This window comes from Streptomyces sp. DG2A-72 (assembly GCF_030499575.1).
In the GTDB taxonomy this organism is placed as follows: domain Bacteria; phylum Actinomycetota; class Actinomycetes; order Streptomycetales; family Streptomycetaceae; genus Streptomyces.
The window spans coordinates 3,340,398-3,353,075 of record NZ_JASTLC010000001.1 but is presented as its reverse complement, the minus strand read 5'-3'; the positions used below and the strand labels follow the sequence as shown (position 1 = coordinate 3,353,075).

At 70.3% G+C, this 12,678-nt stretch carries 10 protein-coding genes; all 10 read left to right on the top strand.

Going from position 1 to position 12,678, the window contains the following annotated elements; all coding sequences use genetic code 11:
* The first annotated feature begins 36 nt into the window (after window positions 1-36).
* Window positions 37-180, top strand: coding sequence for a hypothetical protein (locus QQY66_RS15945; RefSeq protein WP_301981001.1), 144 nt, complete (start codon window positions 37-39; stop codon window positions 178-180).
* Window positions 181-263: 83 nt separating this feature from the next.
* A complete protein-coding gene (locus tag QQY66_RS15940; protein WP_301981000.1) occupies window positions 264-710 on the top strand; it encodes a hypothetical protein in 447 nt (148 codons plus the stop codon).
* 43 nt (window positions 711-753) lie between these two features.
* A complete protein-coding gene (locus tag QQY66_RS15935; protein WP_301980999.1) occupies window positions 754-1,872 on the top strand; it encodes a hypothetical protein in 1,119 nt (372 codons plus the stop codon).
* A gap of 48 nt (window positions 1,873-1,920) precedes the next feature.
* On the top strand, window positions 1,921-2,688 hold the full coding sequence (locus QQY66_RS15930; RefSeq protein ID WP_301980998.1) for a TIGR03936 family radical SAM-associated protein: 768 nt from the start codon (window positions 1,921-1,923) through the stop codon (window positions 2,686-2,688).
* Window positions 2,689-2,950: 262 nt separating this feature from the next.
* Entirely contained in the window at window positions 2,951-6,955 is a 4,005-nt protein-coding gene (locus QQY66_RS15925) for a ribonuclease E/G (protein ID WP_301980996.1), read from the top strand.
* A 228-nt stretch (window positions 6,956-7,183) separates the two neighbouring features.
* Window positions 7,184-7,504 (top strand): 50S ribosomal protein L21, encoded by a 321-nt coding sequence (gene rplU / locus QQY66_RS15920; RefSeq protein WP_030601628.1) that lies wholly within the window; start codon window positions 7,184-7,186, stop codon window positions 7,502-7,504.
* 14 nt (window positions 7,505-7,518) lie between these two features.
* Window positions 7,519-7,773 (top strand): 50S ribosomal protein L27, encoded by a 255-nt coding sequence (gene rpmA / locus QQY66_RS15915; RefSeq protein ID WP_030051735.1) that lies wholly within the window; start codon window positions 7,519-7,521, stop codon window positions 7,771-7,773.
* A 104-nt stretch (window positions 7,774-7,877) separates the two neighbouring features.
* Complete coding sequence (gene obgE / locus QQY66_RS15910) at window positions 7,878-9,314, top strand: GTPase ObgE (RefSeq protein WP_301980995.1); 1,437 nt, start codon at window positions 7,878-7,880, stop codon at window positions 9,312-9,314.
* Window positions 9,315-10,168: 854 nt separating this feature from the next.
* Window positions 10,169-11,719: an alkaline phosphatase gene (locus QQY66_RS15905; RefSeq protein ID WP_301980994.1), complete on the top strand. Its 1,551-nt coding sequence runs from the start codon at window positions 10,169-10,171 to the stop codon at window positions 11,717-11,719.
* Between the two features lie 440 nt (window positions 11,720-12,159).
* Window positions 12,160-12,624, top strand: coding sequence for a hypothetical protein (locus QQY66_RS15900; RefSeq protein ID WP_367666973.1), 465 nt, complete (start codon window positions 12,160-12,162; stop codon window positions 12,622-12,624).
* The last annotated feature ends 54 nt before the right edge of the window (window positions 12,625-12,678 follow it).

Sequence of the window (12,678 nt, the reverse complement as noted above, 5' to 3'; positions counted from 1 at the left end):
AGTGGTGGTCATGGTGATCGGCACGACGACAACGGGGTGTCCGCGGCCGAGGTGCGGGCGGCCACCGAGGGTCTTGCCAGGGAGGTCGACGGCACTGAATGGCTCGCCTTGCAGGCCGGGCACATGGAGGAACCCGACCGGGTGGAGCTCTTCGCGTCGGTGCGCGCGGGCGCCTGCTGATGGACTGCAAGGGAGGACGTTTCGTGGGTGGCTCGGCAGACATCGGACGTCGGAGAGCACTTGTGCTTGCGCTTGGTGGGGCGGTGGCGCTCTCCTCGTGCCGGTCGGGTTCGAGCGGCACCGACGGCGACAAGGTCCGTACGGACTTGGCACCACTGGAGCGCCGGTTCACCGCGCTCGGCCCACTCTCCGACGCTCATTGGCTGAGCATTGTCATGGGCTCGGACTCACGGGTGCCGGCGCCGGGCCCCACGGACGTTCGTGTCGTCGGCCTGGCGCGGCTGAGAGCGGGTCGTGTCGCCACACTCGCAGGGGCGCCGCAGTGGGACTTTCAGCCCGAGAAGCCGGACCAACCGCCGGGTGTCCTCACGCAGTTCATGCCGCAGAGCGCAAGGTGGGTCCGGAGCGAGTCCTTTGACCGTGAGATGACGAGCGACACCGACTACGGCGCGTTCCACTTCGATTCAGGTACGGACAGCGTCTACTTCGACACGATCAATCCGAGACCGGCCTCCAGCTCCGGACCGTGATCCTTACTGCATCCGGACGGGGTGCTGAAGCGTCTACGCAGGTATGGATCTCGAGAAGTCGCCGCCCCCGCCACAGCAGCAGAACCCCGAGGGGTGCCTCGTCGTCGCGATTCGGATTCCCGTACGGATCGTGGTGCTTGTGCTGGTCGTGCCGGTGCGGATGGTGTGGGACGGACTTGTCGTCGCCGCGCGGTTCCTGAACGACGCGGTGTTCCGGCCGCTCGGGCGGGCGTTGCTGTGGGTGGGGCGGGCGGTCTTCGTGTGGCCGTTCGTGGGGTTGTGGCGGTATGCCGTCGTCCCCCTCGGCAAGGGGCTGGCGTGGCTCGGGAACGTGCTCGTCGTCGTGCCATGTGTGTGGGCGTATCGGTACCTGCTGACTCCCGTCGGGCATGCGATCGCCTGGGCGGCCCGGGGGATCGGGGCCGGTCTCGAGTGGATCTACGTGCGGCTGCTGACGCCTCTCGGGCACGGGATCATGTGGGTGCTCAGGGGCATCGGGATGGTGCTTGCCGCGGTCGCGGTCGGTGTGTACGGCGTCGTGGCCTGGCTGGTGCGGTATCTGCTCGTCGTACCTGCTCTGTGGCTGTACGAGTGGGTCCTCACGCCCGTCGGACGGGCCATCGCGTGGTGCGTGAACGGGCTCGTGTGGGTGCTGCGCATGATCGTCACGGGGATCGGAGTGGCCCTGTACTGGACCGCGCGGGTTCTCCTCGTGCTGCCCGCCCTTGGGCTGTGGCGGTACATCCTCGTGCCCGTCGGCCGGGTGCTCGCCGTCATCGGGCGGGAGGTCGGGGAGGCGCTCGGGCATGCGTGGCGGGTCGCGGGGCGGATCTCGCGGGCCGTGGGGCGGTTCCTCGGGACGCTCCTGCGGTGGATCTTCGTCGAGCCGGTGCGGTGGGTGTACCGGAGCGTGCTGACGCCGGTGGGGCATGTGGTGCGGGACGCCGTGCTGCGGCCCGCCGCCGAGGCCGCGCGCGGTGTGGGGCGGGTCGCCCGGCAGGCGCTGGAATCCGCGCGGGAGTCCGTGCGCCAGGCCAGGGCCGACGTCCGGCAGATGCTGTTCGGCCGGCCGCGGGAGCGGGAGGAGGTCGTACGGCGGGAACCTGCGGGCGCCGAGACACGTACTCTTGGTAGCAGTACGACCGCTCTCACGAAGGACTGAACGACACTGGGCAAGCGACAGCCCGAAGGCCCGCCGCCCGCACCCGCGGTGCAGCGCATCCGACTGCGCTACACCAAGCGCGGCCGCCTCCGGTTCACCAGCCACCGTGACTTCCAGCGTGCCTTCGAGCGTGCGCTGCGCCGTGCCGAGGTGCCGATGGCGTACTCGGCGGGGTTCACGCCGCATCCGAAGGTGTCGTACGCCAATGCCGCACCCACCGGCACGGGCAGTGAGGCGGAGTACCTGGAGATCGCGCTCACCGAGGCGCGCGACCCGGAGAAGCTGAGGGTTCTGCTCGACGAGTCGATGCCCACCGGGCTCGACATCATCGAGGCGGTCGAGTCCCGGACCTCGGGGCTCGCCGACCGGCTCACGGCATCCGAATGGGAGCTGCGGCTCGACGGAGTGGACCCGGCCGACGCCGAGCGCGCGGTCCGGGCCTTCACCACCGCCGAGTCCGTAGAGGTCCAGCGGATGACCAAGAACGGCGTACGGACCTTTGACGCCCGCCCCGCGGTCGTCAGCCTTGAAACGCACAGTTCGGCGGCTGATAGGCCGACCGACCAGCCCTGTGCGATACTGCGGCTGGTTGTTCGGCACGTGACGCCTGCCGTACGACCCGACGACGTCCTGTCCGGTCTCCGCGCCGTGGCCGACCTGGCGCCGCCGGTCCCCGCAGGGGTGACCAGGCTGGCGCAGGGGCTGTTCGATGAAGAGACCGGCACGGTGACCGACCCGCTCGCGCCCGACCGCGAGGCAGACACGGCCCCCCCATCGGCCGAACCATCGTCTGCCGCCGCGAAGGCGCCGGCGTAAGGAAGGTTCCGCGTAGGACGGACGTCGTAGCGCCGCCCTGGTACTCGGGAGCCACCTGGGTCGGGCAGCGCACCCACCAGAAGACTTTCGCCAGGCCGTACGCAAATCGGCGTACGGAACCGGCGAGACAGGACACAGAGAGCTCCCGAGCGGCGCCCGCGCCCCGGACGGCGGCACCGCGCATCGCGCGAGCCGCGGACGTCACCGGCATCCACGCCGGACCAGGTGCGGCGCCCGGGAGCCTGACGGGAGAAACGCCCGCATGCTCGAGCCGACCGAACCGAATGAGTCCGTCACGGACTCCGAACCGAACACCCCCAGCGACACCCTGCCGCCGCGTCGTCGGCGCCGTGCCGCTTCCCGCCCGGCGGGACCGCCCGCCGGCACGCCAGAGGCCGCGGCGGAGACCGTCGCGCCGGCCATACCGGCCGTGGCTGAGTCCGCGGACCTTGCCGAAGAGGCAGTCGGGGCCGCTGTGGCCGAGGCGAGCGTCGTGAGTGACGTGACCGAGAACATCGAAGAGGCCGCAGCGGTTGCAGCGGCCGAAGAGACTGAAGAGGCCGGAGACGCCGTTATGGCTGAAGAGGCCGCTGAGGTCGAAAAGGCTGAAGAGGCTGAGAAGCCTGCTGAGGCGGTAGAGACGACCGCGCCCGCTGGGCGAACGCGTCGTCGTGCTGTCCGCCGTGCGTCGGCGCCTGCCGGGGCTCCGGCGGCGGCCGAGACCGCCGAGACCGTCGTACCGGCCACCGAGGTGGTCGTGCCCGCCGCTGAGACCGTCGAGCCCGCTGCCGACGTGGCCGCCGAGCCGGTCGCGGCTGCGGAAGCCGCCGAGGACGCCGCTCCGCCCCGTGCGCGTCGGCGTGCCACTCGACGGGTGTCCGCGCCCGCCGCTGCGCCTGCGGCTGTGGAGTCCACCGAGACCGCCGAGACCGCCGCTCCGGCCGCTGCCGACGTCGTCGAGAGCACCGAGGCGCCCGCCGCTGAGGCAGAGAAGGTCGCCGAAGTCGCCGAGGAGGCCGCCCCGCGTCGTGCGCGCCGCCGGGCCACCCGGCGAGTGACCGCCGCCGAGTCCGCCGTAGAGGCAGCTCCGGCTGAGGCGGAGAAGGTTGCCGAGGAGGCCGCGGAAGAGCCGCGTGCCGCGGAGAAGCCCGCCGCCGAGGCTGCCGAAGGGGCTGTCTCCCGGCGTTCGCGTCGCCGTTCCGTGCGTTCGGCTGCCGTCGGGTTCGCCGAGCCCGCGCAGCCTGCCGCGGCGGAGGGCGCCGAGGGCGAGGAAGAGACGTCGCGTCGGCCGAGGCGGCCGGTCGCGCCGGTGTTCCAGGCGCCCGTGTTCACCGAGCCGAAGTTCCAGACGCCCCAGCGGGCCGCGGCCGAGGCGGCTGCGGAGGCCGAGGTCGTGGAGCCCGAGGAGTTCCCGGAGGAGCAGGCCGGGGCGCGGCGTCGGCGCCGGCGCCGGGGTGCCGCCTTCGGTGAGGAGGCCGAGCCGCAGGCCGCCGCCGAGACCGCCGTGGAGGATGCGGCGGACGAGGCCGAGGAGCAGGCCGAGGACACCGTCGAGAGTGACGAGGCCGAGGAGACCGGCTCGCGTCGTCGCCGTCGGCGTGGCGGCCGTCGCCGTCGCCGTGGTGAGTCCGCGGAGCCGGGTGGCGAGGACGAGTCGGAGGAGGCCGAGGAGGCCGCCGCCGAGCAGGACGCCGAGGACACCGCCGAGCAGGTCGAGGAAGACGAGGAAGAGGCCGAGGGCCGCGAGGAGCAGGGTGGTGGATCCGGCGGCTCCAGCAGCAGCCGTCGTCGGCGCCGTCGTCGCCGTCGCTCCGGTGACGGCGGTGATGCCGGCGAGCTGTCCGACGACGACCCCGAGCGCACTGTCGTCAAGGTCCGCGAGCCCCGCCCGAAGGCCGAGCCGTCCGACGAGGTGCAGTCCATCAAGGGCTCCACACGTCTGGAGGCCAAGAAGCAGCGCCGCCGTGAAGGCCGTGAGCAGGGGCGCCGTCGTGTCCCGATCATCACCGAGGCCGAGTTCCTGGCCCGCCGTGAGGCCGTCGAGCGCGTCATGGTCGTACGGCAGAGCGGCGAGCGTACGCAGATCGGCGTCCTGGAGGACGGCGTGCTCGTCGAGCACTACGTCAACAAGGAGCAGGCGACCTCGTACGTCGGCAATGTGTATCTCGGCAAGGTGCAGAACGTCCTGCCCTCGATGGAGGCCGCCTTCATCGACATCGGCAAGGGCCGCAATGCCGTGCTCTATGCCGGTGAGGTCAACTTCGAGGCGCTCGGCATGGCCAACGGGCCGCGGCGTATCGAGTCCGCGCTGAAGTCGGGCCAGTCCGTCCTCGTGCAGGTCACCAAGGACCCGATCGGACACAAGGGCGCCCGGCTCACCAGCCAGGTCTCCCTCCCGGGCCGCTACCTCGTGTACGTGCCCGAGGGCTCCATGACCGGCATCAGCCGCAAGCTGCCCGACACCGAGCGGGCCCGGCTGAAGACCATCCTCAAGAAGATCGTCCCCGAGGACGCGGGCGTCATCGTGCGCACCGCCGCCGAGGGCGCGAGCGAGGACGAGCTGCGCCGGGACGTCGAGCGGTTGCAGGCGCAGTGGGAGGACATCCAGAAGAAGGCCAAGAACGGCAACGCTCCGACGCTGCTGTACGGCGAGCCGGACATGACCGTCCGGGTCGTCCGCGACATCTTCAACGAGGACTTCTCCAAGGTCATCGTCAGCGGTGACGAGGCCTGGGACACCGTCCACGGGTATGTCGCCCATGTCGCGCCCGATCTCGCGGACCGGCTGCAGAAGTGGACCTCCGAGGTCGACGTGTTCGCCACGTACCGGATCGACGAGCAGCTGATGAAGGCCCTCGACCGCAAGGTCTGGCTGCCCAGCGGCGGTTCGCTGGTGATCGACAAGACCGAAGCGATGATCGTGATCGACGTCAACACCGGCAAGTTCACCGGCCAGGGCGGCAACCTCGAAGAGACCGTGACCAGGAACAACCTGGAGGCGGCCGAGGAGATCGTGCGCCAGCTGCGGCTGCGGGACCTCGGCGGCATCGTCGTCATCGACTTCATCGACATGGTGCTGGAGAGCAACAGGGATCTGGTGCTGCGGCGCTTGCTGGAGTGCCTGGGCCGGGACCGGACCAAGCACCAGGTGGCCGAGGTGACCTCGCTGGGCCTGGTCCAGATGACCCGTAAGCGGGTCGGACAGGGGCTGCTGGAGTCCTTCTCGGAGACCTGCGTCCACTGCAACGGGCGCGGAGTCATCGTGCACATGGAGCAGCCGACCTCCACCGGAGGCGGCGGCAAGCGCCGTAAGCGCGGGCGTGGCGGTGACGGACAGGTCCACGAGCACGAGGCCGCGGTCGTCGTCGAGGGCGCCGAGGCCTTCGAGACCGTCGAGCAGGAGGCGGAGAGCGAGGCCGAGGTGGCCGCCGAGGTCGCCGAGCCGGTCGCGCTGACCGCTCCCGACTACGCGCCGGACGAGGAGCTGTACAGCAGCGTCGCCGAGGCGGAGGCCGCGGTCGGACGAGGCCGTTCGCGGCGCCGGGCCGGCCGTCGGGCATCGGCTCCGGCGGGCGCGCCCAAGCGAGAGGCGGACAAGGCCGACCGCGCCGAGCGGGCCGCCGAGATCGAGCGGGAGGTCGAGCGTCCGGTGCAGCCGGAGTCGGCTGCCGAGGCGCACGCCGAGCCGGTCGCGGTCGAGGACCCGGTCGTTCCGGCCGCAGAAGAGGCCGCGCCCAAGGGCCGTACGCGTCGCCGCGCGACCCGCAAGGTGTCCGCGCCGGCCGGTTCGCCCGCGGGCGCCGAGGCTGCCGTGGTGACGGTCGCCGAGGCCACGCCCACGGCTGTCGCCGAACAACCGCAGGCCGAGACTCCCGTCGAGGCTCCGGCCGCCGAGGAGAGCGCGGCTCCGGCCCGTACGCGGCGCCGTGCGGTACGGAAGGCAACCGCGCCGACCACGTCCGAGGACACGGCCGTCGTGGTCATGCCGTCGGCCGCGGAGGCTGCCACTGAGGCCCCTGCTGAAGCAGCGGGCGCCGAGGAGGCTGCTCCGGCCAAGAAGACGGCCCGTAAGACGGCCAAGAAGGCCACGGCGAAGAAGACCGCCGCCAAGAAGACGGCGGCCACCAAGACCGCCGCCAAGAAGACGACGGCCAAGAAGGCGGCGAAGTCCACCGCCACCAAGAAGGCCGCGAAGTCGACGTCGAAGAAGACCGTGGCGGCGGAGCAGACGCAGCCGTCCGTCACGGCCTCCGCCGACGAGAGCTAGAACCGAACGCTGGTGTGCGGCTGATCACCTCGGCCGCACACCAGCGGGCCCGGTTTGACCCGTTCGGCCGTGGCCCCGTAACCTTGACCGTCGGCGTGTCCACAGATGACGTGCCACATCCCCGTAAACCTCTTCCTCTCGGGCCAGCACCGGCCGGGAGAGGCTGCTCGCTCTGCCGGGCGGCTGGACTGCGGGGGTGCCGTTCCCGAGCGAGAGAGTGAGATCCGCGTGTACGCCATCGTGCGCAGCGGTGGTCGCCAGCACAAGGTTGCTGTCGGCGACATCGTTGAGGTTGACAAGATTTCCACTGCCAAGGTTGGCGACACGGTCGAGCTCTCGACCCTGCTCGTTGTCGACGGCGAGGCCGTCACCAGCGACCCGTGGGTGCTGGCCGGCATCAAGGTCCAGGCCGAGGTCGTGGACCACCACAAGGGCGTCAAGATCGACATCCTTCGCTACAAGAACAAGACCGGCTACCGCCGTCGTCAGGGCCACCGCCAGCAGTACACGGCGATCAAGGTCACTGAGATCCCCGCGGCTGCGAAGTAAGGGACTGAGGAGAGATGGCACACAAGAAGGGCGCATCGTCCACCCGTAACGGTCGTGACTCCAACGCTCAGCGCCTCGGCGTGAAGCGCTTCGGCGGTCAGGTCGTCAACGCGGGCGAGATCCTGGTCCGCCAGCGCGGTACCCACTTCCACCCCGGTGCGGGCGTCGGCCGTGGCGGCGACGACACGCTGTTCGCGCTGCAGGCCGGTGCGGTGGAGTTCGGCACCAGCCGTGGCCGCAAGGTCGTGAACATCGTTCCGGTCGCCTGATCGGAAGCTTTCGCGAGGCGGACCTCACTTCCCTCACGGGAAGCGGGTCCGCCTTTCGCGTGTTGATCAGAAGACATTCGCGTACGTAACTGGAGGCACCCCACATGACCACCTTCGTGGACCGCGTCGAACTGTATGTCGCCGCGGGTAACGGAGGCCACGGCTGTGCCTCCGTTCACCGTGAGAAGTTCAAGCCGCTCGGCGGACCCGACGGCGGTAACGGCGGGCGCGGTGGCGATGTCATCCTCACCGTCGACCAGTCCGTCACCACGCTGCTCGACTACCACCACTCCCCGCACCGCAAGGCCACCAACGGCAAGCCCGGCGAGGGCGGCAACCGCTCCGGCAAGGACGGGCAGGACCTGATCCTTCCCGTGCCGGACGGCACCGTCGTCCTCGACAAGGCGGGCAATGTGCTCGCCGACCTGGTCGGGCACGGCACGTCGTACGTCGCCGCGCAGGGCGGCCGGGGCGGGCTCGGCAACGCCGCTCTCGCCTCCGCCCGCCGCAAGGCGCCCGGCTTCGCGCTGCTCGGTGAGCCGGGGGATCTGCAGGACATCGTCCTGGAGCTGAAGACGGTCGCCGATGTGGCGCTGGTCGGGTACCCGAGCGCCGGCAAGTCGTCCCTCATTTCTGTGCTGAGCGCGGCCAAGCCGAAGATCGCGGACTACCCGTTCACGACCCTCGTCCCGAACCTGGGTGTCGTGACCGCCGGGTCCACCGTCTACACGATCGCCGACGTGCCGGGACTCATTCCCGGTGCCAGCCAGGGCAAGGGGCTCGGCCTGGAGTTCCTGCGCCACGTGGAGCGGTGCAGCGTGCTCGTGCACGTCCTCGACACCGCCACCCTGGAGTCCGAGCGCGATCCGGTGTCCGACCTCGATGTCATCGAGGCCGAGCTGCGGGAGTACGGCGGGCTCGACAACCGGCCCCGGATGGTCGTCCTGAACAAGGTCGACGTACCGGACGGCAAGGACCTCGCCGAGATGGTGCGGCCGGATCTGGAGGCTCGTGGTTACCGGGTCTTCGAGGTGTCCGCGGTGGCGCACATCGGGCTGAAGGAACTGTCGTTCGCGCTCGCGGAGTTGGTGGGGCAGGCGCGGGCCGCCAAGCCGAAGGAGGAGGCGACGCGGATCGTCATCCGGCCGAAGGCCGTGGACGACGCGGGCTTCACCGTCACGCGTGAGGACGACGGGCTCTTCCGGGTGCGGGGCGAGAAGCCCGAACGCTGGGTGCGCCAGACCGACTTCAACAACGACGAGGCCGTGGGCTACCTCGCCGACCGGCTCAACCGCCTTGGTGTGGAAGAGGAGTTGATGAAGGCGGGCGCCCGGAACGGAGACGGCGTCGCCATCGGGCCCGAGGAGAACGCGGTCGTCTTCGACTGGGAGCCGTCGGTGATGGCCGGTGCGGAGATGCTGGGCCGACGGGGCGAGGACCATCGGCTCGAGGCGCCGAGGCCCGCGGCACAGCGGCGGCGGGACCGGCAGGCGGAGCGGGACGAGGCGGAGCAGGAGTTCGACGACTTCGATCCGTTCTAGGGAGGCTTCGTTCCAGCCCCGCTGCGAACGTGCCGGGGTACGGCGGAGCAGAACGACTTCTTCGGCAGCGACACCGCTGGTCGACACCGACCGCGACGGCCGGGTCGAGTTGTGCGTCGGCGCCGCGAGCGAGAACCAGGGGGACGACGCTAAGCGCTCCGCGGGAAGTGCGGTGATGGGTCGTCGGTCGTCTGCGGCGCCGTCGTGGCTGGTCGCTCCCCCAAGTTCTCGGCTTCGCTCGAACCCGGGGGGGACCCCCATCGCGGCGGAGCCGCATATTCAGATACAGCCCCGCGCCCCTTTGGGGCGCTGCCGAACCGCAGCGGACTTCGCCCAGGCTGCTTTGGCTGGGCCGTCCGCTCCGCCGGCACCGGCCCGACGCGACCGGCTCGCTCAGCCTCGGCGCGGGAACGCCCGGCACGGTCCCGACCGACCTCGGCGGTGAGTTCGCACGCTGCGTCCCCTCGGCTGACCGACAACCGACCGTCGATGAGACTGGTCGGCCGACTCCTGACGGCCGGTGAGGCCGGTCGGTAGATTCTCTGACGGTCGGTGAGCCCGGTCGGTCGACTCTCTGACGGTCGGTGAGCCCGGTCGGTCGACTCTCTGACGGCCGGTGCTGGTCGGCTGGTCGATGCCTGACGGCCGATGAAACCGGCGGCCGTCTGACTCCTGACGGCCCATGAGACCCGTTACGGCAAGATCGCGTTTGTCGTTCTGTATCCGTGTCGCAACGGGTCTCCTCTTGTCTCCCTATTTGTCATGCACGCGAACCCCTCTGTTCAACGGGTGGACTGCCCGGAAGCGTGAGCCTTGCAGTGTCCAAGAGGCCAGCGAGGCAAGGGAGTTCGCGCATGACCCCAGCCGTATCCCCCGACCGACGCCGCTTTCTGACCGCGGGCGCCGCCGTCCTGGGCGCCGCCGCCTCCGCCCAGCTGTGGCTGCCGTCGGCGGCCCGAGCAGCCGAAACCCCGCTTCCCGACGGGGTGTTCAGCCTCGGTGTCGCCTCCGGTGACCCACTGCCCGACGGCATCGTGCTGTGGACGCGGCTCGCCCCCGACCCGCTGAACGGCGGCGGCATGCCCGAGCGCACCGTGCCGGTGGAGTGGCAGATCGCCGAGGACGAGCGGTTCCGCAAGGGAGTGCGCCGGGGCCTCGCCCAGGCCCGGCCCGAGTACGGGCACAGCGTTCACGTCGATGTACGGGGACTGCGCCCGGGCCGTACGTACTGGTATCGCTTCCGCACCTCCGGCCAGCTTTCGCCCGTCGGCCGCACCCGCACCGCGCCCTCCCGCCTCAGCTCCGGCGGCACCTTGCGCGTCGCGCTCGCCTCCTGCCAGAACTGGCAGCACGGCTACTTCACGCCGTACGCCGACATGCTCGCGCAGGACCCGGACGTCGTGGTGTTCGTCGGTGACTACATCTACGAGTCGACGCCGTCGACGACGGCGCTGCGCAAGCACGAGGGGACCGGTGAGCCGTACAGCCTCACCCAGTACCGCAACCGGTACGCGCAGTACCGCACCGACCCCGATCTCGCGGCGATGCACGCGGGCGCGCCCTTCGTGGTCACCTTCGACGACCACGAGATCGACAACGACTTCGCCGGCGAGATCCCGCAGGACCCGGACAAGCAGACCCACGACGCGTTCGTGGCCCGGCTGACCGCGGGCTACCAGGCGTTCTACGAGCACATGCCGGTCCGGGCGAGCGCGATCCCCAGCGGGCCGCACATCCAGATGTACCGCCGCCTGGAGTTCGGCCGTCTCGCCCGGCTCAATGTGCTGGACACCCGGCAGTACCGCAGCGACCAGGTGACCAGCCAGGAAGCCGCCAAGAGCCCGTCGCTCACCATGCTCGGCGCCGAGCAGAGGGAGTGGCTGCTGGACGGGCTGCACGGCTCGCACGCCCGCTGGAACCTGGTCGCCTCGCAGATAATGGTCGCCGAGACGGATCTGCTGATCGGCGAGGGCAAGCAGTGGTTCTACGACGCCTGGGACGGCTACCAGGTCGAACGCAACGCGCTGATGGCGGAGTTCGCCGAGGTCCGTAACCCGGTGGTGCTCACCGGTGACCGCCATCTGACGATGATCAGCGACCTGAAGAAGGACTACGCGAACCCGGACTCCGACGTGGTCGGCGCCGAGTTCGTGGGCACGTCCATCTCCAGCAACGGCGACCAGGACCAGGCGGCCTTCCGCAAGGAGTGGGACCCGCGGATGCCGGACAACCCGCACTGGAAGCTGCTCGACGCCCACCGCGGCTACCACCTCTTCGACCTCCGCCGCGACGGGATCGACGCGCAGGTGCGGGTCGTGGACACGGTGCGGCAGCCGACGGCGGCGGCGAGCACGCTGGCCAAGCTGCGGGTGGAGTCGGATGTGCCGGGCGTGCACCTTGTGTAACGGTCGGTAGGGGAGAGCCTGGGACTCGACACCGTCCCAGGCTTCTCTCAGCAGAGGTTCGCTCTCAGGGAGTCCTCTTACCGTTCCGGTCGTCCGCTTTCACCTCCGAGGGGCAGGGGAGTCCCTCACGACCTGGCGGATCGCCGGCACCGCACTCGGCGTCCCAGATCGCACGGTCACGCAGACCCGGCGAGCAGTTACGAACCCTCCTCTGGCTACCATCGCCCGGGTCGTCGAGGAACTCGGCGGTAACCGGGTGCATGTGCTGATCACCCTGCGCATGGGCTACGAGGACTGGCTCGCGCACATGCTCCGCAAGGCCCCGTACGAGCAGACCAGCCCCAGCTTCTGGCGCCGGCGCCGGCACGACCGGCTCATCGAGCGCTGGGCTCGAGCGGGTCACCGTCGTCGTGGTCGACGACCGGGGCAAAGGCGGGCTGATGCGTATCTTCGAGGCGCTGCTCGGACTGCCCGGGAATCTTCTGCGGCCCACTCCGGACACCGCAAACCGGTCACTCACCCTCGCCGAGACCGAAATGCTGCGGAATCTTGATGTGGAATTCCGTGGCAGTGGACTTCCGGAGGGGCTTTATTCGCGGCTCGTCCGATATGACGCCGTGACGCATATGAAGAATACGTGCGCTCCCGGCCCCGATGACGTGAAGATCGGCACTCCCCAGTGGGCCGTCGAGGCCGCCTCCGAGATCGGTGCCGAGATGGCTGGGGAGCCGCGGATCGCTCCGGAGGCGGCCGCACACGCCCTGTACGGCGCGCCGGCCGCGGAGGCCGCGGCGCCCGTCAAGCACACCGCCCCCACCAAGGCACGCACCGTTCACCAGACGTCTTCCAAGGAACTGGTGAAAGTGCTCGGGCATCGGTGCCTGAAGCGGCTGCGGTGGCGCTGAGCCGCCTGGGTGTCACGCTCCGCAATGCCGATCGCCTGTGGAGTTACTCACAGC

Excerpts from the sequence above, each read along its gene's own strand:
- QQY66_RS15935 (WP_301980999.1), top strand. The coding sequence starts at position 754 with ATGGATCTCGAGAAGTCGCCGCCCCCGCCACAGCAGCAGAACCCCGAG.
- QQY66_RS15925 (WP_301980996.1), top strand. The coding sequence starts at position 2,951 with ATGCTCGAGCCGACCGAACCGAATGAGTCCGTCACGGACTCCGAACCG.
- rpmA (WP_030051735.1), top strand. The coding sequence starts at position 7,519 with ATGGCACACAAGAAGGGCGCATCGTCCACCCGTAACGGTCGTGACTCC.
- obgE (WP_301980995.1), top strand. The coding sequence starts at position 7,878 with ATGACCACCTTCGTGGACCGCGTCGAACTGTATGTCGCCGCGGGTAAC.
- QQY66_RS15905 (WP_301980994.1), top strand. The coding sequence starts at position 10,169 with ATGACCCCAGCCGTATCCCCCGACCGACGCCGCTTTCTGACCGCGGGC.
- QQY66_RS15900 (WP_367666973.1), top strand. The coding sequence starts at position 12,160 with ATGCGTATCTTCGAGGCGCTGCTCGGACTGCCCGGGAATCTTCTGCGG.